A 23,687-nucleotide genomic window follows, 5' to 3' on the forward strand; every position below is an offset into this window, starting at 1 on the left:
ATGACCTTCAATCTGCATCGCATCCTTTACCTGTGGGCCGGTGTCCTCGTCCTCGCGTTGCTGCTCATCATTCCGCTGGCGATGTGGGCGCGTGTGCTCGGCGTGCTGATCGCGGTGTGCTGTGTGACATGGGCCTGGGTATCGCTGCGCCTGCGCGCCGAGCGGCAGCGTGGGTCGGTGAGGTTGGCCGAGGGCATGGTGCTGCCCGCTGCGGGGTTTCGTCAGCCGGTGGTGCTGGTCTGCGGTGATGGCCTGGATGGGCTGTTCGGCGGGGTTGCCGCCGGGCAGTTGGCCCTGCGGGTGACCGAGCAAGGGTGCTACGTGCGCGTACCGAGCCTGGAGCAACTGCCGGCTATCACCGATCACCTTCTGGCCTTGCGTCCTGGCTGGGCCGGGCAACTGGGCGTGATGTTCAGCGTCAGCCCCGGCGCGCAGAGTGATGGGGCGATACTCGCCGGTCAGATGCGCGCCTTCAGTCATCAACTGGCCTTGGCCCGCAAACGCGGGGTTGCGCTGCCGCTGTTGCTGGTGAGCTACCTGCAAACCCTGCAGGACGAGGCGCCCTGGTTCTGTTGGGGCAGCGGGCAGGCCGAGGTCCGTGTGTGTGATGCGGGTGCTTGCGTCAGCCTGGATGACTGGCAACAGCAACCCGCTGACTCGCCCAGGCAGGCCGCTCGGATGCACGCCAGCATTCAACTGAACAGCGCTGTGGCCTGGCTTCACGAAGCGGTACTGCCGCACCTTGTCATGCGTAGCGCTTCTGGCCTGGCGGCGATCTGCGCAGTTACGTGGGTGCCGGCATTGGCGCATGCCGTGAACGGGAACCTGTGGCAGCAATGGTTACGCAGCAAAGTGGCGCTGGCGGATCACAGGGCGGTTGTGGCCGATGCTGTGTTGCCGTTCCCGGACCCTTTGCTCAACCTGCTGCCGCTCGGCCCGCTGCGTTCCCCGATGCAACGCGCGAGCGTTGTTGCGCTGTGGTTGTTCGCCGTCGCCGGTGTTGTCGCACTTGCCAGTTCGGCGTGGCAGAACGCCCTGTTGCTGCGCCAAGTCAGTGATGACCTGCGACGTTATTCGGCGATCCCGCAACCGACCCAGCGTAATCAGCGCGAGTTTCTTGGGCGTGAAAATGCCGTGGGCGTGTTGCGCCAGGACGCCCAGCGTCTGGACGCGTACTACCGGCACGGTGCGCCCCCGGCATTCGGCCTGGGCCTGTATCGCGGCGAACGCCTGCGCGCTGCGCTGCTGGCGGTACTGGCTGCTCACGTTGAGCCGCCACCGGCCGCATCGCCTGCGCGGGCTGCCAGCCCGGTGCGGTTGGACAGCCTGTCGCTGTTCGCCAGCGGCAGTGCCCAGCTCAAGGCGGATTCAGCCAAGATCCTGATCAATGCGCTGGTCGATATCAAGGCCCAGCCCGGCTGGCTGATCGTGATCTCGGGGCATACCGATGCCACTGGCGACCCCGAGAACAACCTTCGACTGTCCCGCGCCCGCGCCGCTGCCGTGCACGACTGGATGCAACGCATGGGCGGCATTCCCGACAGCTGCTTTGCTGTGCAGGGTTTCGGCGCCAGCCAGCCGATTGCCGGTAACGACACCGAGGCGGGGCGTGCAGCCAACCGCCGCGTTGATATCCGTCTGGTGCCTGAGGCGGGGGCCTGCGCGCTTCCCGTTGCAAGCCCGGACAGGCAACCCCCGGTCGCATTCCGCGACATTTAAATCTACGAGAAAAAGGAGCTTCACATGGCAATTCCCGTTTACCTCTGGCTGCAAGACGACGGCGGCGCAACTATCAAGGGTTCGGTGAACGTGCAACAACGCGAGGGCAGCATCGAGGTGGTTGCCCAGGATCACAGTCTGTACATCCCCACCGACAACAACACCGGGAAATTGACCGGTACGCGGGTTCACACCCCGTTTCTGTTTTCCAAGGAAATCGATGCCTCCAGCCCCTATCTCTACAAGGCGGTCACCACCGGGCAAACCCTCAAGAGTGCCGAGTTCAAGTGGTACCGCATCGATGATGCGGGGCAGGAGGTCGAGTACTTCATCACCAAACTCGAAGAGGTCAAGGTCGTGAAAGTCGCGCCGAAAATGCACGACGTCAAAGACCCCAGCAAAGAGAAGCACAACCACCTCGAGCAGGTGGAGTTGCGTTACGAGAAGGTTACCTGGACCTACAAGGACGGCAACATCATCCACTCCGATTCGTGGAATGAACGCCAAAGCGCTTGATACGCCCGGAGCAGCAGGTGGGTCTTTGCCTGCTGGCTTCCGGTGTGCTGGGTTGAGCGTCCGTTCGCGGGCGTTCAGCCAAACACATCGAGTTTCCGGCCCGCGACTGGCGTTAACGATCGCGTACCACCATCACCGAACAAGGATGTAGCCGTATGGCCCAGAATTCCACGCGCTTGCTTCGTCGTCTCAACCCTTACTGCGCCCAGGCGTTGAGTGCAGCGGCCACGCTGTGCCAAAGCCGTGCCCACGCGCAGATTACCGTCGAACACTGGCTACTCAAGTTGCTGGGGCAAGGTGAAGGCGACCTGACCGTGATCGCACGTCGCTATGAGTGGAATATGGAGACGTTGTGGTATGGCTTGCTGGAGCACATCGATCGTCTGCCGCGTAGCGTGCAGAGCAAGCCGCAGCTGTCGGCGCCATTGCAGCAACTGATCAAAAATGCCTGGTTACGTGCCTCATTGGACGAGCACAACGACAGCCTGCGTTCCGTACATCTGCTGAGCGCGTTGATGGAGACGCCCAACCTGCTGGCGTGCGAAGCCGTATGGCCTTTGCTCAGTCTCAGTGAGGCGCAGTTGCAGCGGCTGCTGGTGTTGTTGGACCAAACCTCCGAAGAGCGCCCCGCGGTGCAGACGTCAGTGATCGCGGTGCCTTCAAGTGAACTCGCCATACTCCCGCCCAGCGTGTCGAAAGACGATGCGTTAGCGGCGCTGCTGGACAGGTTTACCCAGGACCTGACCGCCAAGGCCGCGCAAGGGAAGATCGACCCGGTGTTCGGCCGCGATGATGAAATCCGTCAGGTCATCGACATCCTCAGCCGTCGGCGCAAAAACAATCCGATCCTGGTGGGCGAGCCTGGTGTCGGCAAAACGGCGCTGGTCGAAGGCCTGGCGTTGAGCATTGCCCAAGGCAAGGTGCCGGACAGTCTCAAAACAGTCAGTGTGCGTACCCTTGACCTGGGATTGTTGCAAGCCGGCGCTGGCGTCAAGGGCGAGTTCGAACAACGCCTGAAAAACGTGATCGACGCTGTACAGCAGTGCGAACAACCGGTGCTGTTGTTTATCGATGAGGCCCATACCCTGGTCGGGGCCGGCAACCAGGCCGGCGGCGCCGATGCGGCCAACCTGCTCAAGCCCGCTCTGGCCCGTGGCGAGTTGCGCACCATCGCCGCGACCACCTGGAGTGAATACAAGCAGTATTTCGAGCGTGATGCCGCTTTGGAAAGACGCTTTCAAATGGTCAAGGTCGAGGAACCGGACGACGCGAATGCTTGCCTGATGTTACGCGGGCTCAAGGCGCGCTACGCCAGCCATCACGGTGTGCATATCCAGGATGCGGCAGTGCAGGCGGCGGTCAGCCTGTCGAGGCGCTACCTGACGGGGCGCCAGTTGCCGGACAAAGCCGTCGACCTGCTGGACACCGCCAGCGCCCGCGTGTGCATGAGCCTGGACTGCGAACCGCAGGCGTTGCGCCGTCTGAGTGCCCTGCAAGTGGCCCTGGAACTGGAGGGCCAAGCGCTGGAGCAGGATCAGCGGCTTGGCGGCCACAGCGTGGATGAGCGTCTGGCGACGATTGCCGCGCAACACGCCGATCTGCAACGTCAACACGCCGATCTGGAACAGCAATACCGCCAAGAACTCGATCTGGCCCAACAACTGATTGCTGCGCGCCAGGCGCAGCCACCGCAGCGGGATACCTGTGCACAGTTGCAACGGCAGTTGAGTGACATTCAAGGCAGCCAGCCACTGCTGTCTTTGGATGTCGACGCACGTAGCGTGGCGCAAGTCATCGCCGACTGGACCGGCGTGCCGCTGGGCAGCTTACTCAAGGACGAGCAGGCCAATCTGCTGCTGCTCGAACAGCAATTGCAAGCGCGCGTGATCGGCCAGGCTCCGGCCTTGAGTGCCTTGGCTCAGCGCCTGCGTGCGGCCAAAACCGGGCTCACCGATGAGAAGGCGCCGTTGGGCGTGTTCCTGCTGGTCGGCACCAGCGGCGTAGGCAAGACCGAAACGGCGCTGGCCTTGGCCGACAGCCTGTTCGGCGGCGAAAAATCGCTGATCACCCTCAACTTTTCCGAGTACCAGGAAGCCCACACAGTCAGTCAACTCAAAGGCTCGCCACCCGGCTACGTCGGCTACGGCCGGGGCGGTGTATTGACCGAAGCCGTGCGCCAGCGGCCCTACAGCGTTGTGTTGCTCGACGAGGTGGAAAAGGCGCATCGCGATGTGCTTAACCTGTTCTACCAAGTCTTCGATCGTGGGTTTATGCGCGATGGCGAAGGGCGCGAGATCGACTTCCGTAACACGGTCATTCTGATGACCTCCAACCTCGGCAGCGATCTACTGCACACCAGCGTGCAGGAACACCCGGAGATACCGGACAGCGTGCTGCATGAACGACTGCGTCCGATCCTGCGCGAACACTTTCAGCCAGCGTTGCTGGCGCGCTTTCAAACCCTGATCTATCGCCCGCTGCGAGCCGACGCACTCAAATGCATTGTTGCGATCAAGCTGGCCCAGGTCGCCAAGCGCCTGCAGCGTCATTACGGCCTGGATTGCCGGATCGACGACACCCTGAACGACGCCTTGGTTGCTGCCTGCCTGCTACCGGATTCGGGCGCACGCAACATCGACAGCTTGCTTAACGAGCAGCTCCTGCCGGTCCTCAGTCAACAACTGTTGGCGCGTCGAGCGGCGCAACTGCGCACCCACGGCGTGAGCTTGGGCTATAGCGAAGATGAAGGGATCAGTCTGCATTTCAGCGATGTTCAAGACACGGCGCAGGCCGTCGCCCTGGAGGTGTGAACGTGCTGAGCGGATTGCAGGCTTTCTTCGACCACAGCCGGCACACCTTGAGTGTGCACAACATCGAAGCCCGTCTCGACGTGTTGGCCTTTGACGGCCATGAACACCTGAGCCAACCCTTCACCTATCGCGTGGAATTCACCAGCACCGAACGTGACCTCGCCGCCGAAACCCTGCTTGGCCAGGACGCCCGTTTCAGCCTGCACGCCGCCCCGCAAAAACCACCGGCCTCAGGCTTCAGCGCGCCCGCGGTCAAACCGCTGCGCACCTTGCACGGTGTGGTCACCGGCTTCAAGCGTCAGTCCGGCTCGAACGACCAGGCCCGTTATGAAATCACTCTGCAGCCGCGCCTGGCCCTGCTCGGCCAAGGCAGACAATTTCGCATCTACCAGCATCAATCCGTGCCGCAGATCGTCGAAAGCATCCTGCGCAGCCGCCACGACTTTGAAGGCCAGGATTTTCTGTTCAGCCTGAAACGCGACTACCCCAGGCGCGAGCAGGTCATGCAATACGGCGAGAGCGACCTGGCCTTCATTGACCGCCTGCTCGCCGACGTCGGCATCTGGTACCGCTTCACCAGCGACGAACGCCTGGGTATCGATGTGGTCGAGTTCTGCGACGATCAGCGCCTCTACCAGTTCGACATCGCGCTGCCGTATCGCCCGCAATCCGGGTTGGGCAGCAGCGGGCAGGACGCGGTGTGGCACCTGCAATCGAACCACCGGGTGGTCGAACAACAGGTGCATATCCGCACCTACCACCCCCGCGACGCCGGCGCCCACCTGAGCGGCGAGATCGACCAGAGCCGCGGCGCCACTGGCACCTACGGCGAGGCCTACCACTACGCCGAACCCTACACGACCCTCGGCGACCGGCTGGATCAGGACGAAGACCTGCTCAGTGAAAGCGGCTACTTCTACGCACGCCTGCGCCATGAGCGTTACCTCAACGCCCAGACCCAACTCAGCGGCATCACCAGCAGCGCCACGTTGGCGCCGGGGCAGGTGCTGCACATCTCCGGCGGCGCGCCCGAAGCCTTCACACCGGGCGCGGTGATCACCGGCCTGACCACCACCGCCGCCCGCGATAGCAGCTTGGTCGCGACCTTCCAGGCCATACCCTATTCAGACACCGTGTGCTTTCGCCCCGCACTGCAGCCCAAACCCCAAATCGCCGGCACCGTCCCGGCCCGCGTCACCAGCCCACAGGCCAACGACCCCTACGGCCACATCGACCTCGAAGGGCGCTACCGGGTCAACTTCCTGTTCGACCGCGACACCTGGAAACCCGGCGAAGAAAGCCTATGGCTACGCCTGGCCCGCCCCTACGCCGGAGATACCCACGGCCTGCACCTGCCGTTGATTCCCGGCACCGAAGTGGCGATTGCCTTTGAACAAGGCGACCCGGACCGGCCCTACATCGCGCACGCGTTGCACGATAGCCAGCATGTCGATCATGTGACCTTGCGTAACTACAAACGCAACGTGCTGCGTACCCCGGCGAATAACAAGCTGCGGATGGATGACACGCGGGGGCGGGAGCATATCAAGGTCAGTACTGAGTATGGAGGTAAGAGCCAGCTGAACCTGGGGCATTTGGTGGATGGTCAGCGTAAAAAACGTGGGGAAGGGTTTGAGCTACGTACAGATGCTTGGGGGAGTATTCGTGCAGGCAAAGGGTTGTTCATCAGTGCGGATATACAGGCCAAGGCTTCTGGTGATGTGCTCACCATGGCGCCAGCCACCGATCTGGTCGCGGGAGCCACACAACAAATCGCTGACTGGCAGGCAATCGCCCAGTCTCATCGCAGTCGCAAACCCGCCATTGATGGTCTGCAACAGTTCCAGGACAACGCCAAAGACCTGAACGCCTCGGCCATCCTACTCAGTGCGCCCAAGGGCATTGGTGCGGTAACCCCTGAAAGCCTGCTGCTCAAAAGCGGCGAGGCGATGTATGTGCAAAGCAACGATGAGATCAACCTGGCAGCCGCTCAACGGCTGTCCGTCCATGCGAATCAGGCCATTTCCCTGCTTGCCCAGCAGGAAGGCATGCGCCTGGTGTCCGGCAAGGGGCCGCTGGAAATCGAATCCCACAACGACGTGTTGAATCTGATTGCCCAGCAAGACATCACCCTGCAGACCGTACAGGGGCATCTGCAACTGACGGCTAAAAACGGCATCACCTTGGCGTGTGGTGGCGGGTATATCCGCATCACACCCGGCGGCGCTATCGACATCCACACCCCGGGCAAGCTCAACCTTAAAGGCCAACACGTCTGGGAAACCACGACCAGCCAGCGCTTTCCTTTGCGTGAGTTGCCGCAGTCGGTGTGCAAGGCGTGCCTGGAAAAGGCTCGGAAAAATGCGGTCGGTTTACTTATGCGCGAAGGTTGATGGGGAATATGAAGATGGCAACACCAACGGAATGGCAAGATCAGATCGAGCAGGTATGTGCCAGCCTGGGTCTACTACAGGTCGACTTGCTGCTCGACCAATCGGATTGGAACAACTGTGCTGTACCCGCGCTGAAGACGTTGAGGCCTGAAGTCCCGTGGTTTTCATTATTTAGCGGTACTCCGGAAGAGAACTTGCTGGATCAGGCACCGCTGTTAATGCGTCTTGATTTGGCACATTGGCAACACAAAGCCTGGCTGGAAGAACTGATGATCCACTGCGCCACCGATGCTCGCTTGCTGGTGGTGATCTCACCGTTATCGTTCAAGTCATTGAGTCATGCACTGCAAGCCCTGTCGCAAATGAAGTGGGGTGGGGAGTCTGGTTTGTTGCGTTATTACGACCCACGAATCTTTCCCTTGTTGATGTCTTCGATCCTGACAGACGTCCAGCGCGTCGAATACTTAAAAGTTGCGTGCTACTGGGGTTGGCTGGATCGGGATGATCAGTCGCAGTGGATAGAGGGTATTGCGCAGCCGCAGAAAAATACTATCGCAATACCGACCTGGATCGACCTTGATGATCAGCAATGTGAACTGATTGGTTGTATCAGTGATGCACAGAAACTGCTGGATGGTGGGAACTTTAATTACTTGGAAACCAGCCAGGAACAGCGTTTCGCTACTTTGTATTCGGTCACCGTACAGGCTAGTCAGGAAAACTACTTTGGGAGTTTGACTGAGTGCGTAAAGAGGAAATCATGAGCTATGAAGGCGTATCGACTGTTCGACGTGCCCGCAAGATCGGGAAATTATTTAAAAAATTGCTTTGAGAGAGTTTGCCATGTTCAGCATGCTGGTAGGTTTTTTTTTGTTCGATACCGTGATGTTGTGTAACGATCATCAAAATAAAGTTATCAGAGATTATTAGTGTGTCGGATATCTGCGTGATGAAAACTTCCTGGCTGTGTGTAGGGTTGATGAGCTTGGCGTATAAGCCTGATGCTGTTTGAGAGGGGGTGTTATGAGGTTTATAGTTTGGAAAGAGCTATTTAAATGTTTATCTGTTTTTTTGGGCTTGATGTTGTTCGGGTGTTCCTCCGCGGATAGTCAGATGGTGGGAGGAAATATACAAGCGATTAACCATACTACGGGGGCTATCAACTGGCTCTCGGTGAATGGTTATCGGGCAGACGGAGGAGGTGGGCGGTCGTGTTGCATTATTATGCCAGTTGTATGGAGGCCTGGTTTGAAAGCCACGATCGAGTGGGAGGTTGATCCTGATCCGTATGCATATTCAAAGTGGCCTCCTCTAGGTACTGATGGATACCGATTGTCCCAAGCTAAGCATAGAGAAAATTACCAGCGTAACAGAGTAGTAGTGGATATTCCGCAGTGGTTTGGTACGGAGTCCTGCGATCTTAAGGTCCATTTCTTAACTTGTAATCAGGTGGAGGTGACTACTTCATGTTGGGCTCATGGCTCATCAAATTATCCGATTAAAGTTCCTAAGGGTCTACAGGAGCCAGTTGTATGTCCGAAATGAAAAAAATTTCAAAGGCAGCTGTTTGGGCGCCGCCAGGGTTCCCCTCGGAAGGGCGTCTGCCTTGTGATATCACCCAGGTGGTTGCTAATTATGAGATGCAGACCGCAGAGGAAAATCGATTTCGTCAACTGGTCAATCGTAATGGGCGGAAGCAGTATTTTGAGTGTTGCCATAGCCTCCATATTAGTCTGTTTTTCGACGGTACTAATAATAACGATAATAACGACACCAAGAAAAAACACCCCAGCAATGTTGCCAAGCTCTTTCATGCTGCCCTGAGAGGCGAAGCTGCAGAAAAAAATGGCTATTTCTCTTATTACATGCCGGGAGTTGGAACCGCTTTTCCGGAGATAGGTGAGTTGGACTACAGCGAGGGTGGATTGAAATATGCAACGGGTGGTGAAGATCGAATCAACTGGGCGCTGGTTTCTTTGGCACATGCTCTGAAGTCAGCTTTGGCCGATCAGGATGTGTCTAACGCTGAAAGGAAGCGTGCCGTCGAGGCCATGAGCAACTGGAAAGCACCACTGATGAGCGGCCTGGGTCTGGGCAATCGACGGCGAACGATGAGCCAGTTGCTCGAGCCCTTGCAGGCGCGAGTAGAGTTGGCCAAGCCCCGCGTACTGGCGGTCAAATTGTATGTGTACGGTTTCTCGCGCGGAGCGGCAGAAGCACGCACTTTTGTCACTTGGCTAAGCCAGTTGTTCGATACACCGACGGGGGCCGAACAGCCCTTGCAATGTCTGATTGGCTTGCCGGTAAGTGTCGAATTTCTCGGGTTACTGGACACCGTTGCTTCGGTGGGCATCGCCCATGCGGCACCTTTTTTCGCCGGGCATATGGATTGGGCCGATGATACCCAACTCATCCCGGATGCCCAGCGTTTTCCTGGCCTGGTCAAGTGTTGCCGACATTTTGTCGCAGGCTTCGAGCAGCGCTCGTGTTTCCCGCTCGACTCGATCCGTAACGAGGATGGCCAATACCCGGACAACACCTATGAAGTGGTGTATCCCGGTGTGCATTCCGATGTTGGCGGCGGTTATCCGCAAAACGACCAAGGTAAGGCCCGCGGCGGTACTCAGGAATTGGTTTCGCAGGTCGTTTTGCATGACCTTTATGCAGCTGCCTTCGCTGCTGGTGCCCCCCTGCAGGTGCCGGAATTAGTATTGCCAAAAACATTGCAGTTAGAGAAGTCGTGGCGCGTTATGTCGGAGGCTAACATCACGGAGTTTGATATAGATCGTTTGGTATCCGAACGCTTCAACGCCTGGCGCAAAACCCTACCCGGCATCAACGCCGACGAACCCACCCATGACTCCCCTTGGCTCTACCAGCCACTGCGGCTGAATGCGCCCGTGGAAGACGTACTGGCCGATCAACTGGGCTGGATCACCGGTTGGCGCATAGGCCGGTTTGCCAATGATCGCGACGGCGGTAACGACAGCTACAAACATCAGCCTTTTTTCAGTCAGGCCAGGGAAACTACGACTTATCAGGCCAGTGAGGAGCGCAAGGCTTACGACCAACATAAAAAAAATCTCGCGAACCTGCGGCTGAAAACCCCCGAAGCTGCGACGAACTACCCCGGCCCGCCGATCTATGAGCCGCAGGTCGACCAGACCCAGCTCAGCCAGGCCGCTGCCGAATTCAAGAGCGACTACCTCGGGCAGAAGCGTGAGCAAAGCAGCCTGGCAGGCACTATCACCGACGTGTTGTTGCGCGACGCGATATATCTGCTCAATTCCGATGATGAGACCCAGGATCACGCCGCCATCAAGGCGGCGGGTGAGCAGCGCTGCAAGCTACTGTTTCGGGACGCTCGCGGCACCCCCAGCGCAGACCCGCAAATGGCGTTGCTGGTAGCGTTGTTCGATGATCAGATTCACGACTCGCGGGCCTGGTTCATGCACGACGCCTTGAAAACGCGGGAAATGTGGGCGGGTTATTTCTTTTACCGCATGACTTATTTCGGCAACGACAACAGTCGGTATCTTTCGCCGGTGGTGGTAGCCGGCCGAGTGTTGGGTGTGGCGATGATAGCCGGGGCGACGGTATACGGTATCAAGCGAAAAGGCGTGGCGGGAGGGCTGGGTGGATTGGCCGTCGGCATCGGTGGGGCGACCATCGGTTATCAGGTCATCGACAAGGCGCGGGGCGTGGCGTTGCCGTTCTTGGCGGGTGCCGAGAAGCTCCTGCAACCGACCGCTCACGTGGGGCAGGTGGCGGCCGAGCTAAAGCGCCAGATCGCGCTGGACGATTATCGGCAACGGATTGAGCGGACCAGCGCCATGTTGCGCGAGGCGGGCAGTCTTTTCGAACTTGAGCGCGAGGTGGTTTGATGCTGCCTCTCGTACGCATGGGCGACCCACTGCACCCGTTTGGCGGTGAGGTGTTGTCGGGGCATTACAAATCCTTCGGCAAACCAGTGGCCTGCGTGGATGATCAAGTTCGCTGCAACCTGCATGGCATTACGCACATTATCGAAGGCGCTTCGGGTTCAACCATGGACGGCAAGCCTGTGGCGCTGCACGGCCATCGTTGCGCGTGTGGTTGCCAGTTGGTCAGCACCCTGCCGGCCACTTCAATGGTGGTTGCGCCATGAACCGTCCGCCTGAGTACCCCGACGTTATCGAACCGGGCGAGCCGCGTTGGCGCAGTTGGTGGTTGGGGTTGGCACTGCCGTGGGGAGTGCAGTCGGCCGTTTTGCTGATGCTGTGGCCCCAGGAGCAACCGCGCCTGGAATGGTGGCTGTGGAGTGCGGTGCTGCCGCTGTGCTGGGCGCTGATCCTGGCGGTGCGTGTGTTGGTGTGGCAGATCGAGCTGTTCAACCACAAGGTGTATCTGCGCGCGCTGGAGGTCGCCATGCAGGCTTGGTGGCAACGGCGCTCGCTGGGTTTACCGGTGCAGGATGTGTTGTTGCTCGGCCCGGCGGGTGACATGCAAGAAGACTACCTGAACTTGATGACAAGCGTCTCGCCACCCTTGGCGATACCCGGCGCTACACAGCCCATGTTGCGTTGCCCACTGTCGCTGAGCTTGATCAGCGAGCGTGAACCTGCACTGGCACGGCATCTCACCCGTTTAACCTTGGCCCTCCCGGGGTTGTCCGAGTGCTGGCCACAGCTGCGGGCAATTGCCTGGGTGGGGGATGAGAGCGGCCAGGCTGCTTTCGTTGAGGCGTTGGTCCGGGCGGGAGTGGTGTTGCCCGAGGCCCGTTTGCTGCTACAGAACCTGACTGATTTGGATGACCTGATCGATACCTTCCATCGCGATTGCCGTGGCGAGGACGACTGGTTGTTGTGCGCCGGCGTAGCGTCGGTGGCAAGTGCCGAAGAGGGCGAGCTGGGGGGTGAAGCGGGTTTCTTCTGGCGAGTGAGCTGGCAGGGGCGGCAGTTGGTGCATCGCGGTGAATACCTTGCAAGCCAGTCGCCCGTCGAGCTGTGTGCACAGATGCAGCGTTACGCCGGACTGCAATCTGCGCCGACCACCTGCCTGGCACTGGATCGAGCCAGCCAGGCTGCGTTTGTAGAGGGCGGCTGGTCGGCGGTCGAACATCAACTGGCCGGGCAATGGGGCGTGCTGGCGCACCTGGCGCCGTTTATCGGGATGTCCCTGGCATTGCTGCAAGCGGGGGCGGCGGGTCAGCCCTGTGGTTGGCTGAGCCAGGATGGAAACCAACGATTGGCGATTGGAGTGGCGGTGCCTTATGGCAACAGTTAAGGACGTGGGTAAGGGCTCGTTGGTTCGTGTGGGGTTGGGCTATCTGCTGATCATGACGCTGCTGGTACTGCTCGGTGGTCTGTTGTATGGCTTGTGCAGCGGCTATCTGGGCTGGCCGAAAATGCCGCTCAAGCAATTGCTGCTGTGGGGGCTGGGGGTGTGGTTCGCGCTCTGCTGGTTCTGCCCGGTCATTTTGCTGGCCTGGGATCGTCTGGCGCTTCGCCAGGCACAGCAGGTCGTGAGGGCGGTCACCGAAACGCCGAACTCGCGATTGAACCGGGAACCCGCATCGCCAGATGCGGTAAAAGTGCGCGAGCACCTACGCGAGCACTACGGCCTCTTCTGGCGCCACAAAACCCGCCTGCTGCTCATCATCGGCGAACCCGCCGAAATCGAAGCCATCGCCCCCACCCTGGCCGCTCACCAATGGCTCGAAGGCCAAGGCACCGTCCTGCTGTGGGGCGGTAGTGCGCAGGCCGCGCTGGATCAGTCTTTCCTCAAGCAATGGAGCGGCCTCAGCCGCTGGCGTGCGCTGGACGGAGTCGTCTGGGCGCTGAACGAAACCCAGGCCGCCGACGATGTCGCGATGGGCAAAGGTGTACGCCAGGTGCAGCGCCTTGCCCGTGACTTGCGCTGGCAGTTGCCGTTATCCCTCTGGCAGGTCTGCGGCAGTGCATGGGCGCAGGACACGCGCAAAGCGCAGCCGGTGGGCTGTCAGTTGCCCGCACGCTTCTCGGCGGCGGCATTGGACGCCGCGCTGAATCGTTTGCTGGAGCCTTTGCGTCGCGCGGGTTTGGCGCAGATGAACGCGGTGATGAAGGATGATTTTCTGCTGCGTTTGTCGCGAGATTTAAAGGGCGAGGGCATTGATCGTTGGCGTCACACCTTGGCGCACCTGGCCGGCGAATTTGCCCGTGGCGTGCCGTTGCGGGGGGTGTGGTTCAGCCTGCCGGTACAGCGCTCGCCGCATGATCAACAACAGGCGTGGTCGGTGGCCCCGGTGTGGCACGGTGTACTCGGCGATAACGCCCGTGGCCGCCGGCTGGGCTGGAGCGTGCCGCGAGTTGGCTACGCGTTGGCTTTCGGCCTAGCCATGCTGTGGAGCGCAGGACTGCTGCTGTCATTCATCAGCAACCGCACGCAGATCGCCCAGTTACACAGCTCGTTGTCGACCTTGCAACGCGCATCACAAGGCGACGAACAGCTCCTGGCCCTCCATGAACTGGTCCGCGAATTGGCGCGCCTGGATGATCGCGTTCAAGGCGGCGCTCCGTGGTATCAGCGCTTCGGCCTGAATCAAAACCCAGCGCTGCTTGAAACCGTGTGGCCGCGCTACGTCGAAGCCAACAACCGCCTGATCCGCGACCCGGCCGTCGCCGCTTTACGCCAACAGCTCACGGCCCTGGTCAAGCTGGCCCCGGACAATCCCGAGCGCGCCGAACGCGCCCGTGCTGCCTACGACCAGCTCAAGGCCTACCTGATGATGGCGCGTCCGGCAAAAGCCGACGCCAGTCTGCTGGTGAAAACCCTCGGCGAAGTCGAGCCTTCACGCGCGGGCCTCTGGCAAGCCCTGGGCCCCACTCTGTGGCAGTTTTACGCTGAACACCTGGCCGCCAATCCAACTTGGCGCATCGACACCGACGCGCGGCTGGTCGCGCAAGTCCGGCAGGTCCTGCTCGGCCAACTGGGTCAGCGCAATGCCGAAGCCAATCTGTACCAACAACTGCTCGATGACGCCGCCCATCACTACCCGGCCCTGGGCCTGCCGCAACTGGTCGGCGACACCGACGCCCAGGCCCTGTTCACCACCGAGGCCAGCGTGCCCGGCGTGTTCACCCGCCAGGCCTGGGAAGGCTCGGTGCGCCACGCCATCGATGCGATCGCCGAGGCGCGCCGCGAGGAAATCGATTGGGTGCTCAGCGACCAACCCGCCGACGTCGACACCCGCCTGAGTCCTGAGCAACTGCGCGCCCGCCTCACCGAACGCTACTTCCAGGACTACGCCAGCGCCTGGCAGGATCTGCTCAACAGCCTGCGCTGGCAGCAGGCCGCGAGTCTCGATGAGTCAATCGACCAATTGACGCTGATGAGCGACGTGCGCCAATCGCCCTTGATCGCGCTGCTGAACAGCGTGGCCTACCAGGCGCAGGCGGGCAGCCGCCCCCAGGCCCTGGCCGACTCGCTGGTGCAGTCTGCGCAAAAGCTGATCGGGCCGGACAAGGCCGCCGCGATCGAGCCGTTGGCCCAGGCCGCCACGGGGCCGCTGGCGGCGACCTTCGGCCCGTTATTGGCGCTGCTGGACAAGTCCAACACGGACGGCCTCAGTCTCCCGGCCTTCCTCACCCGCGTGACACGGGTGCGTTTGAAACTGCAGCAGATCAGCACCGCGCCCGACCCGCTGGAAATGACCCAGGCCCTGGCACAACGCGTGTTTCAAGGCCGCAGCATCGACCTCACCGACACCCAATCCTATGGCGCCCTGCTGGCCGCCAGCCTGGGCGCGGAGTGGGGCGGGGCGGCGCAGACGCTGTTCGTGCAGCCGCTGGAACAGGCCTGGCAACGCGTGTTGCAACCCTCCGCCGCCGGCCTCAACAGCCACTGGCAGCGCTCGATCGTCAGCCATTGGAACGCCGCCTTCGCCAGCCGTTACCCGTTTGCCGCCACCACCAGCGATGCGTCGTTGCCGATGTTGGGGCAGATGATCCGCGCGGACTCCGGGCGCATCGCACAGTTTTTACAGCAGCAATTGAGCGGCGTGCTGCGCAAGGAAGGTAGCCGTTGGGTAGCCGATCCGCGCCACAGCCAGGGCCTGCGTTTCAACCCGCAGTTTCTTAGCGCGATCAATCAACTGAGCGAACTGGCCGATGTGCTCTACACCGACGGCGGCATGGGGCTGAGCTTTGAACTGCAAGGCAAACCCGTGCGCGACGTGGTGCAAACCACCTTCATCCTCAACGGCGACCGGCACCAGTACTTCAACCAGAAAGAAAGCTGGCAGCGTTTCAACTGGCCGGGGCGCAGCGACTATCCCGGCGTGAGCCTCAGCTGGACCAGCGTGCATGCCGGCGAGCGGCTATTTGGCGACTACCCCGGCACTTGGGGCCTGATCCGCCTGCTGGAAAACGCCCAGGTCACGCCACTGGACGACGGCAACAGCCGCTACCGCCTGGCCCTCAAGGCGCCCGACGGCCTGAACCTGACGTGGCACCTGCGCACCGAACTGGATGCGGGGCCGCTGGCGTTGCTCAAGCTGCGTGATTTCAGGTTGCCGCAACAGATATTTCTCAATGAGGGCTGAGCCTTCGAGTCGGTGAGACCGCTCCTTGCAGGTCAGGGAGTGCCCGGTACATTCGGCCAAAGATCCGCCACCAGAAACAACCGCTCGGCTTCCTCCCACTCCTCGCCGTTCTGAACCAGTCGCACCAGCAACTGAGCCGGTGCCATCGGTGCCAGGTCCGCCAGCCATTCCAGCATCTGTTCTTCGCTCCACACCGCTTCTGCCTGGTAATGCGCTGGCGCCAGCCACGCATGTCGGGGCAAGGGCTGCCAGCGGCCGGGCGCGCTGGCGCTGACAAAGTCCCGCCAATCACGCTGATGCAGCCAGCGCCCACGCAAATGCTGCGGGTGAGCGCCATAGGGCGGTTCAGCCTGGCCAGGCCAGGGGTAAAGCAAATAGCCGCCGAGCCACAAGTGGGCATCGAACTGCGCGATGCCCAGCGCGGCCAACACCTCGCGGCTCTCCGGTCGTGCCGAAATCGGCAACTGATGCTGGGCCAGGTGCGCCAGCTTGCGATCCAGCCGATCATGACAGCCCGGCCCCAGCCACTGCGCGGTGTCCTGGCCATTGCCGTCCTGCGGGCCGAGGTAGAGTTTGATCGCCAGTTCCAGGTGATGCACGCCCTCGCGGTCGCGCAGCAACATGTCCAGTTCGCCCAGGGTATGCCCGGCGCGGCGGATCGGCAGGTTGGCTGCCAGCAGTTCCACGCCCGGCGCATGCTGCACGGCGAACTGCCACAGGCGTTCGTAGTAGAGGCCCAGGCGTCGGGTGCGCGCCAGGTTCAGCCAATGCTGTAGGGGGCTGCTGTCCTGGTCCAATTGCCGCAGCCAGTGTTCGAGACGGTCGGGCGCCTGTACCCAGTCGCTGCCGGCCAGCGGATGGCGTTGCGGCCACGGCGTTTGCGCGAGCATCGGCGGGGCGAGCATCACCCACGCCAGGTCGCGCACCTCGGGATGGCGCAGTTGGCGGGGCAGGTTGTGCAAGTCGGGGAACACGGTCATGGTCCGAGCATAGCCTTTTACACAGGGGAGGGTGGCTGAGAAGCGTTGTCATCAAGGCTTCACGGCGACAAAGGATTTTGCCTGACGCGGCCTTTCGCCCATAATCGTTCTTTTTTGCCACACCCCAATCCCGCAGGAGCCCCATGGAGCAATTTCGCAATATCGGCATTATCGGTCGCCTGGGCAGTACCCAGGTGTTGGACACCGTCCGCCGGCTGAAAAAGTTTCTGCTCGAGCGCCACCTGCATGTGATCCTCGAAGACACCATCGCCGAAATCCTCCCGGGCCATGGCCTGCAAACCTCGTCGCGCAAGATGCTCGGTGAAGTCTGTGACATGGTGATTGTGGTCGGAGGCGACGGCAGCCTGCTGGGCGCCGCCCGGGCGCTCGCGCGGCATAACGTGCCGGTGCTGGGGATCAACCGTGGCAGCCTGGGGTTCCTGACCGATATTCGTCCCGATGAGCTGGAAGTCGAAGTGGCCAAGGTGCTCGACGGCCATTACCTGGTGGAGAACCGCTTCCTGCTGCAAGCTGAAGTGCGCCGCCACGGCGAAGCCATCGGCCAGGGCGACGCCCTCAACGATGTCGTGCTGCACCCCGGCAAATCCACGCGGATGATCGAATTCGAGCTGTATATCGACGGCCAATTCGTGTGCAGTCAAAAGGCCGATGGCCTGATCGTCGCCACGCCCACCGGCTCCACCGCTTATGCGCTGTCGGCGGGCGGCCCGATCATGCACCCCAAGCTCGACGCCATTGTGATCGTGCCGATGTACCCCCATATGTTGTCCAGCCGGCCGATTGTGGTCGATGGCAACAGTGAGCTGAAAATCGTGGTTTCCAAAGACATGCAGATTTACCCGCAAGTCTCCTGCGACGGGCAGAACCATTTCACCTGCGCCCCCGGTGACACCATCACCGTGAGTAAAAAGGCGCAGAAGCTGCGGCTGATCCACCCGCTGGACCACAATTACTATGAAGTGTGCCGCACCAAGTTGGGCTGGGGCAGCCGCTTGGGGGGTGGAGGCGACTGATGCTCGATCCCGCGCGTAGCTACGACCTGATTGGTGATGTGCATGGTTGCGCCCACACCCTTGAGCACCTGCTCGACCAGTTGGGCTACCACAAGCACGCTGGCACCTGGCGCCACCCGTCGCGCATGGCGGTGTTCCTCGGCGATATCATCGACCGTGGCCCGCGGATTCGCGAGGCGCTGCACATTGTCCACGACATGACCGAGGCCGGGCAGGCGCTGTGCATCATGGGCAACCACGAGTTCAACGCCCTGGGCTGGGCCACGCCCGCGCCACCGGGCAGCGGCAAGCAGTTCGTGCGCGAGCACACCCCGCGGCATGAGCGCTTGATCCACGAGACCCTGACCCAATTCGAGGATCACCCGGCCGATTGGCACGACTTCCTCGGCTGGTTCTATGACATGCCGCTGTTCGTCGACGCCGGGCGTTTCCGTGTGGTGCATGCGTGCTGGGATGACGGGTTTATCCAGCCGCTGCGCGCGACTTTTCCCGATGGCTGTATCGATCAGCATTTCCTGCAGGCCGCCGCCGTGCCGGGCAGCTTCGCCTGCAATGCCTTTGATCGCCTGTTGCGCGGCACCGACATGCGTCTGCCGGACGGTTTGACCCTGACCGGCGGCGACGGCCTGACACGCTCGTTCTTCCGCACCAAGTTCTGGGAAGAGGACCCGAAAACCTACGGCGACATCGTGTTCCAGCCCGACGCATTGCCGGAGCCCGTGGCGCGCACACCGTTGTCGTCTTCTGAAAAAAACTCCCTGCTGCGCTACGGCGTCGACGAGCCTGTGCTGTTCGTCGGGCATTACTGGCGCAGCGGCAAACCGGCGCCGATCCGTCCGAACCTGGCCTGCCTGGACTACAGCGCGGTGCTGTACGGCAAGCTGGTGGCGTACCGACTGGATCAGGAAACCCGCCTCGATCCGCATAAATTCGTATGGGTCGACGTTGAGCGCCCCGAGGTGATTACATGAGTGCCGTGCCCGTATTACGCTTGCCGCTGAGCGTCGACCTGGGCGGTTTCGTCAAACTGCTGCAACGCATGCAGGTGCCCCATCGCGTCAGTGAAGAAGCGGGCGAGCAGGTGTTGTGGGTGCCCGAGACCATCAGCGACGACGTGCGCGTCTTGTATCAACGTTTTCCGGCCGGCGATCCGGACCAGCAACTGGATATTCCGGAGCAGGCGGCGGTCACGCGCCCGGGGTTTGTTCAGCAAGTGCGCCATAGCCCGGTGACAGCGCTGGTGCTGCTGGCGAGCCTGATCGTCGGCGCGGTGACCTTGCTCGGTGAAAACCTGCAAGCGATGAGCTGGCTGACCTTCCTGCCGTTCCGGGTGATGGGTGAGTACATCCAGTTCACGCCGCTGGCCGACACCTTGGCCTCGGGCCAGTGGTGGCGGCTGGTCACGCCGATGCTGATCCACTTCGGCATCCTGCACCTGGCCATGAATGGCATGTGGTACTGGGAGCTGGGGCGGCGTATTGAAGCGCGCCAGGGCAGTATCAACCTGCTGGGGCTGACGCTGTTATTCAGCCTGGCCTCCAATTTTGCTCAATACCTGTATGGCGGCGCCGGCCTGTTTGGTGGCTTGTCCGGCGTCTTGTATGGGCTGCTGGGGCATTGCTGGATCTATCAACTCATCTCGCCCAACCCGGCTTATCGCCTGCCCCGTGGGGTGCTGGTGATGATGCTGGTGTGGTTGGTGCTGTGCCTGTCGGGGCTGGTCTCGATGATCGGTTTCGGCGAAATCGCCAATGCCGCCCATGTCGGCGGCCTGGTCATCGGTTGCCTGACCGGCTTGTTGGGCGGTTTATACAGTCGTCGCAAATCCACTATTCGTTAAGGAAGAGCCTGAATGTCCTCTTTTGCTGAAATGATCGAAAACATCACCCCGGACATCTACCGGAGCCTCAAGCTCGCCGTGGAAATCGGCAAATGGTCTGATGGCCGCAAGCTCACCGCCGAGCAGCGGGAGCTGTCGCTGCAAGCGATGATCGCCTGGGAGATCCAGAACCTGCCGGAAGACCAGCGCACCGGCTACATGGGAACGCAGGAGTGTGAATCGAAGTCGACCACGGTGCCGAACATCCTGTTCAAGTCGGACGCGATCCATTGATTGAAATCGGTCGCGGTGCAGTCAGCAAAATGTCGGCGCAACTCGGTGAGCCGACCGTTCAATATGCGTTTCGTCTGGGCGATACCGAGGTGCCGGTCAACCCGTTGATCGGTACCCATGTGCGCCTGGAGTACCTGGGTGCGATCCATTGCAGCCATTGCGGCCGCAAGACCAAGACCAGCTTCAGCCAGGGTTATTGCTACCCGTGCATGACCAAGCTGGCTCAGTGCGACCTGTGCATCATGAGTCCCGAGCGTTGTCATTACGCCGCCGGCACCTGCCGTGATCCGGCGTGGGGCGAGCAGTTCTGCATGACCGACCATGTGGTCTACCTGGCCAATTCGTCGGGGATCAAGGTCGGCATCACCCGCGCCACCCAATTGCCCACGCGTTGGCTCGACCAGGGCGCCAGCCAGGCGCTGCCGATCGTGCGGGTGTCCACGCGCCAGCAGTCCGGTTTCGTCGAAGACCTGTTCCGCAGCCAGGTCGCCGACAAGACCAACTGGCGGGCCTTGCTCAAGGGCGATGCACAATCGGTTGACCTCAAGCAGGTGCGCGATGAGTTGTTCGCGTCTTGCGCCGAGGGCTTGGCGAGTTTGCAGGAACGCTTTGGCCTACAAGCCATCCAAACGATTACCGACATCGAACCGATCGAAATCCGTTACCCGATCGAGCAGTATCCGACCAAGATCGTCAGCTTCAACCTGGACAAGAACCCGATTGCCGAAGGCACGCTGCTGGGGATCAAGGGCCAATACCTGATCTTCGACACCGGGGTCATCAATATTCGCAAGTACACGGCCTACCAGCTCGCCGTGCATCAGTAAAAGGATGCCACCCATGCGTACCGAACAACCGAAGATGATTTACCTGAAGGACTATCAGGCGCCGGACTACCTGATCGACGAGACGCACCTGACCTTCGAGTTGTTCGAGGACCACAGCCTGGTCCACGCGCAACTGGTGATGCGCCGTAACCCCGCACGTGGCGCCGGCTTGCCGCCGCTGGTGCTGGACGGTCAGCAGCTCGAACTGTTGAGCGTGAACCTGGCTGACCGGGAATTGACGGACGCTGACTACCAGTTGACCGACAGCCACCTGACCGTGCAACCCACGAGTGAGACCTTCACCCTCGACACCAGCGTCAAGATCCACCCCGAAACCAACACGGCCCTCGAAGGCTTGTACAAGTCCGGCGGCATGTTCTGCACCCAGTGCGAGGCCGAAGGGTTCCGCAAGATCACTTACTACCTCGACCGTCCGGATGTGATGAGTACCTTCACCACCACCGTGATCGCCGAGCAACACAGTTACCCGGTGCTGCTGTCCAACGGCAACCCGATTGCCAGCGGTCCTGGCGAAGACGGCCGCCACTGGGCGACCTGGGAAGACCCATTCAAGAAGCCGGCGTACCTGTTCGCGCTGGTGGCCGGTGATTTGTGGTGTGTCGAAGACCGCTTCACCACCATGACCAACCGTTCCGTGGCGCTGCGTATCTATGTCGAGCCGGAAAATATCGACAAGTGCCAGCACGCCATGACCAGCCTGAAAAAATCCATGCGCTGGGATGAAGAAACCTACGGCCGCGAGTACGACCTCGACATCTTCATGATCGTCGCGGTCAACGACTTCAACATGGGTGCCATGGAGAACAAGGGCCTCAACATCTTCAACTCCAGCGCCGTGCTGGCCCGCGCCGAAACCGCCACCGACGCCGCGCATCAGCGGGTCGAGGCTATCGTCGCGCATGAATACTTCCACAACTGGTCGGGCAACCGCGTGACCTGCCGCGACTGGTTCCAACTGTCGCTCAAGGAAGGCTTCACCGTGTTCCGCGACTCGGGCTTCTCTGCGGACATGAACTCGGCCACGGTCAAGCGCATTCAGGATGTGGCGTACCTGCGCACTCACCAGTTCGCCGAAGACGCCGGCCCCATGGCCCACGCCGTGCGCCCGGAAAGTTTTATCGAGATCTCCAACTTCTACACCCTGACCGTGTACGAAAAGGGCTCGGAAGTGGTCGGTATGATCCACACCTTGCTCGGCGCCGAAGGCTTCCGCAAAGGCAGCGACCTCTATTTCGAGCGTCATGACGGTCAGGCCGTGACCTGCGACGACTTCATCAAGGCCATGGAAGACGCCAACGGTGCCGACCTCAGCCAGTTCAAGCGCTGGTACAGTCAGGCCGGTACGCCGCGCTTGGCGGTGAGTGATTCCTACGACGCTGCGGCCAAAACCTACAGCCTGACTTTCCGCCAAAGCTGCCCGGAAACCCCGGACAAAGTGGAAAAGCTGCCGTTCGTGATTCCAGTGGCATTGGGCCTGCTGGACGGCAAGGGTGCTGCTGTCGCGTTGCGCCTGGCCGGTGAGGCAAGTGCTGCCGGCACGTCCCGCGTGATTTCGGTGACCGAGGCCGAGCAGACCTTTACCTTCGTCGATATCAACGAACAGCCGCTGCCTTCGCTGCTGCGCGGTTTCTCGGCGCCGGTGAAACTGAGCTTTGCGTACACCCGTGATCAGTTGATGTTCCTGATGCAGCACGACAGCGACGGGTTCAATCGCTGGGATGCCGGCCAGCAACTGTCGGTGCAGGTGTTGCAGGAGCTGATCGGCCAGTACCAGGCGGGTCAGCCGCTGAAGCTGGATCAGCGCCTGATCGACGCTCTGCGCACGGTATTGAGCGACGAAAGCCTGGACCAGGCGATGGTCGCCGAAATGCTCTCGTTGCCGGGTGAGGCCTACCTGACGGAAATCAGCGAAGTGGCCGACGTCGACGCCATTCATGCCGCCCGTGAATTCGCCCGCAAGCAACTGGCCGACCAGTTGTTCGACGGCTTGTGGCTGCGCTACCAGGCCAACCGCGAACTCTCCAAGCAAACCCCGTATGTAGCGGCTGCCGAGCACTTTGCCCGGCGTGCCTTGCAGAACATTGCGCTGTCGTACCTGATGCTCAGCGGCAAGCCGCAAGTGCTGGCGGCGACGTTGGACCAGTTCGACACCAGCGACAACATGACTGAACGCCTGACCGCGTTGGCGGTGTTGGTGAATTCGCCGTTCGAGGCGGAAAAAGCCAAGGCCTTGGCGGTGTTTGCCGAGAACTTCAAGGACAACCCGCTGGTCATGGACCAGTGGTTCAGCGTGCAGGCCGGCAGCGTGTTGCCGGGCGGGCTGGCGCGGGTCAAGGCGTTGATGGAACATCCGGCGTTCACCATCAAGAACCCGAACAAAGTGCGTGCACTGGTGGGCGCGTTTGCCGGGCAGAACCTGATCAACTTCCACGCCGCGGACGGCTCGGGCTATCGTTTCCTGGCGGACCTGGTGATTCAGTTGAACGGCTTCAACCCGCAGATCGCCTCGCGCCAATTGGCGCCGTTGACCCGCTGGCGCAAATACGACAGCGCGCGGCAGGCGCTGATGAAGGCGGAACTGGAACGTATTCGAGCTTCCGGTGAGCTGTCGAGCGATGTGTTCGAGGTGGTCAGCAAGAGCCTTGCGTAAACCATGCAATTAAAAAAAACGGCCGACAGGCCGTTTTTTTTCGTCCCGGATAATCGGCGGC

General features: G+C 61.1%; 17 protein-coding genes. 16 read left to right on the forward strand and 1 reads right to left on the reverse strand.

Translation table 11 applies throughout. From position 1 onward, the window contains the following. The 10 genes from PverR02_RS13560 to PverR02_RS13605 all read left to right on the forward strand — a co-directional run bounded on the left by PverR02_RS13560 (position 1) and on the right by PverR02_RS13605 (position 16,001). A complete protein-coding gene (locus PverR02_RS13560) occupies positions 1-1,719 on the forward strand; it encodes an OmpA family protein (protein ID WP_152032008.1) in 1,719 nt (572 codons plus the stop codon). A 24-nt stretch (positions 1,720-1,743) separates the two neighbouring features. Then, the gene (locus tag PverR02_RS13565) at positions 1,744-2,235 is read left to right on the forward strand and encodes an Hcp family type VI secretion system effector (RefSeq protein WP_046383733.1); all 492 of its coding nucleotides are present in this window, start codon (positions 1,744-1,746) and stop codon (positions 2,233-2,235) included. 155 nt (positions 2,236-2,390) lie between these two features. Continuing rightward, on the forward strand, positions 2,391-5,045 hold the full coding sequence (gene tssH, locus PverR02_RS13570; protein ID WP_079443627.1) for a type VI secretion system ATPase TssH: 2,655 nt from the start codon (positions 2,391-2,393) through the stop codon (positions 5,043-5,045). A gap of 2 nt (positions 5,046-5,047) precedes the next feature. Continuing rightward, positions 5,048-7,438 (forward strand): type VI secretion system Vgr family protein, encoded by a 2,391-nt coding sequence (locus PverR02_RS13575; protein WP_079443628.1) that lies wholly within the window; start codon positions 5,048-5,050, stop codon positions 7,436-7,438. Between the two features lie 8 nt (positions 7,439-7,446). Beyond that, positions 7,447-8,202 carry a DUF4123 domain-containing protein gene (locus PverR02_RS13580; RefSeq protein WP_079445012.1) on the forward strand — a complete coding sequence of 252 codons (756 nt, stop codon included), beginning with the start codon at positions 7,447-7,449 and terminating at the stop codon, positions 8,200-8,202. Between the two features lie 259 nt (positions 8,203-8,461). Beyond that, positions 8,462-8,983, forward strand: a complete 522-nt coding sequence (locus PverR02_RS13585; protein WP_079443629.1) for a DUF3304 domain-containing protein — start codon at positions 8,462-8,464, stop codon at positions 8,981-8,983. After that, entirely contained in the window at positions 8,971-11,322 is a 2,352-nt protein-coding gene (locus tag PverR02_RS13590) for a T6SS phospholipase effector Tle1-like catalytic domain-containing protein (protein ID WP_079443630.1), read from the forward strand. Before PverR02_RS13585 ends, PverR02_RS13590 begins: the two co-directional genes overlap by 13 nt. After that, complete coding sequence (locus PverR02_RS13595) at positions 11,322-11,585, forward strand: PAAR domain-containing protein (RefSeq protein WP_079443631.1); 264 nt, start codon at positions 11,322-11,324, stop codon at positions 11,583-11,585. The genes PverR02_RS13590 and PverR02_RS13595 overlap by 1 nt, the downstream gene beginning before the upstream one ends. A 107-nt stretch (positions 11,586-11,692) precedes the next feature. Further along, positions 11,693-12,703, forward strand: a complete 1,011-nt coding sequence (locus tag PverR02_RS13600) for a hypothetical protein (RefSeq protein WP_057006127.1) — start codon at positions 11,693-11,695, stop codon at positions 12,701-12,703. Further along, the gene (locus PverR02_RS13605; protein WP_079443632.1) at positions 12,690-16,001 is read left to right on the forward strand and encodes an ImcF-related family protein; all 3,312 of its coding nucleotides are present in this window, start codon (positions 12,690-12,692) and stop codon (positions 15,999-16,001) included. The genes PverR02_RS13600 and PverR02_RS13605 overlap by 14 nt, the downstream gene beginning before the upstream one ends. A gap of 32 nt (positions 16,002-16,033) precedes the next feature. Here the strand turns inward: PverR02_RS13605 and PverR02_RS13610 are convergent, their stop codons facing one another. Beyond that, on the reverse strand, positions 16,034-16,981 hold the full coding sequence (locus tag PverR02_RS13610; RefSeq protein WP_079443633.1) for a DUF1853 family protein: 948 nt from the start codon (positions 16,979-16,981) through the stop codon (positions 16,034-16,036). 143 nt (positions 16,982-17,124) lie between these two features. On the opposite strand from PverR02_RS13610, the gene PverR02_RS13615 reads away from it, so the two are divergent. The 6 genes from PverR02_RS13615 to pepN are packed head-to-tail and all read left to right on the forward strand — an operon-like array spanning position 17,125 to position 23,626. Beyond that, the gene (locus PverR02_RS13615) at positions 17,125-18,015 is read left to right on the forward strand and encodes an NAD(+) kinase (protein WP_003217892.1); all 891 of its coding nucleotides are present in this window, start codon (positions 17,125-17,127) and stop codon (positions 18,013-18,015) included. Continuing rightward, a complete protein-coding gene (locus PverR02_RS13620; protein ID WP_046383153.1) occupies positions 18,015-18,986 on the forward strand; it encodes a metallophosphoesterase in 972 nt (323 codons plus the stop codon). The genes PverR02_RS13615 and PverR02_RS13620 overlap by 1 nt, the downstream gene beginning before the upstream one ends. After that, entirely contained in the window at positions 18,983-19,855 is an 873-nt protein-coding gene (locus PverR02_RS13625) for a rhomboid family intramembrane serine protease (RefSeq protein WP_079443634.1), read from the forward strand. The genes PverR02_RS13620 and PverR02_RS13625 overlap by 4 nt, the downstream gene beginning before the upstream one ends. A 12-nt stretch (positions 19,856-19,867) precedes the next feature. Then, positions 19,868-20,128, forward strand: a complete 261-nt coding sequence (locus tag PverR02_RS13630; protein WP_017848373.1) for a YeaC family protein — start codon at positions 19,868-19,870, stop codon at positions 20,126-20,128. Beyond that, a complete protein-coding gene (locus PverR02_RS13635) occupies positions 20,125-20,955 on the forward strand; it encodes a DUF2797 domain-containing protein (RefSeq protein ID WP_079443635.1) in 831 nt (276 codons plus the stop codon). The genes PverR02_RS13630 and PverR02_RS13635 overlap by 4 nt, the downstream gene beginning before the upstream one ends. 13 nt (positions 20,956-20,968) lie before the next feature. Continuing rightward, the gene (gene pepN / locus PverR02_RS13640) at positions 20,969-23,626 is read left to right on the forward strand and encodes an aminopeptidase N (RefSeq protein WP_057005227.1); all 2,658 of its coding nucleotides are present in this window, start codon (positions 20,969-20,971) and stop codon (positions 23,624-23,626) included. The last annotated feature ends 61 nt before the right edge of the window (positions 23,627-23,687 follow it).

The sequence above is a fragment of the Pseudomonas veronii genome (assembly GCF_002028325.1).
Taxonomy (GTDB): Bacteria; Pseudomonadota; Gammaproteobacteria; order Pseudomonadales; family Pseudomonadaceae; genus Aquipseudomonas; species Aquipseudomonas veronii.

Coding starts and splice junctions, on each gene's coding strand:
- PverR02_RS13630 (WP_017848373.1), top strand. CDS start 19,868: ATGTCCTCTTTTGCTGAAATGATCGAAAACATCACCCCGGACATCTAC.
- PverR02_RS13600 (WP_057006127.1), top strand. CDS start 11,693: ATGCTGTGGCCCCAGGAGCAACCGCGCCTGGAATGGTGGCTGTGGAGT.
- pepN (WP_057005227.1), top strand. CDS start 20,969: ATGCGTACCGAACAACCGAAGATGATTTACCTGAAGGACTATCAGGCG.
- PverR02_RS13620 (WP_046383153.1), top strand. CDS start 18,015: ATGCTCGATCCCGCGCGTAGCTACGACCTGATTGGTGATGTGCATGGT.
- PverR02_RS13605 (WP_079443632.1), top strand. CDS start 12,690: ATGGCAACAGTTAAGGACGTGGGTAAGGGCTCGTTGGTTCGTGTGGGG.
- PverR02_RS13595 (WP_079443631.1), top strand. CDS start 11,322: ATGCTGCCTCTCGTACGCATGGGCGACCCACTGCACCCGTTTGGCGGT.
- PverR02_RS13560 (WP_152032008.1), top strand. CDS start 1: ATGACCTTCAATCTGCATCGCATCCTTTACCTGTGGGCCGGTGTCCTC.
- PverR02_RS13590 (WP_079443630.1), top strand. CDS start 8,971: ATGTCCGAAATGAAAAAAATTTCAAAGGCAGCTGTTTGGGCGCCGCCA.
- PverR02_RS13610 (WP_079443633.1), bottom strand. CDS start 16,981: ATGACCGTGTTCCCCGACTTGCACAACCTGCCCCGCCAACTGCGCCAT.
- PverR02_RS13615 (WP_003217892.1), top strand. CDS start 17,125: ATGGAGCAATTTCGCAATATCGGCATTATCGGTCGCCTGGGCAGTACC.
- tssH (WP_079443627.1), top strand. CDS start 2,391: ATGGCCCAGAATTCCACGCGCTTGCTTCGTCGTCTCAACCCTTACTGC.
- PverR02_RS13565 (WP_046383733.1), top strand. CDS start 1,744: ATGGCAATTCCCGTTTACCTCTGGCTGCAAGACGACGGCGGCGCAACT.
- PverR02_RS13625 (WP_079443634.1), top strand. CDS start 18,983: ATGAGTGCCGTGCCCGTATTACGCTTGCCGCTGAGCGTCGACCTGGGC.
- PverR02_RS13580 (WP_079445012.1), top strand. CDS start 7,447: ATGAAGATGGCAACACCAACGGAATGGCAAGATCAGATCGAGCAGGTA.
- PverR02_RS13585 (WP_079443629.1), top strand. CDS start 8,462: ATGAGGTTTATAGTTTGGAAAGAGCTATTTAAATGTTTATCTGTTTTT.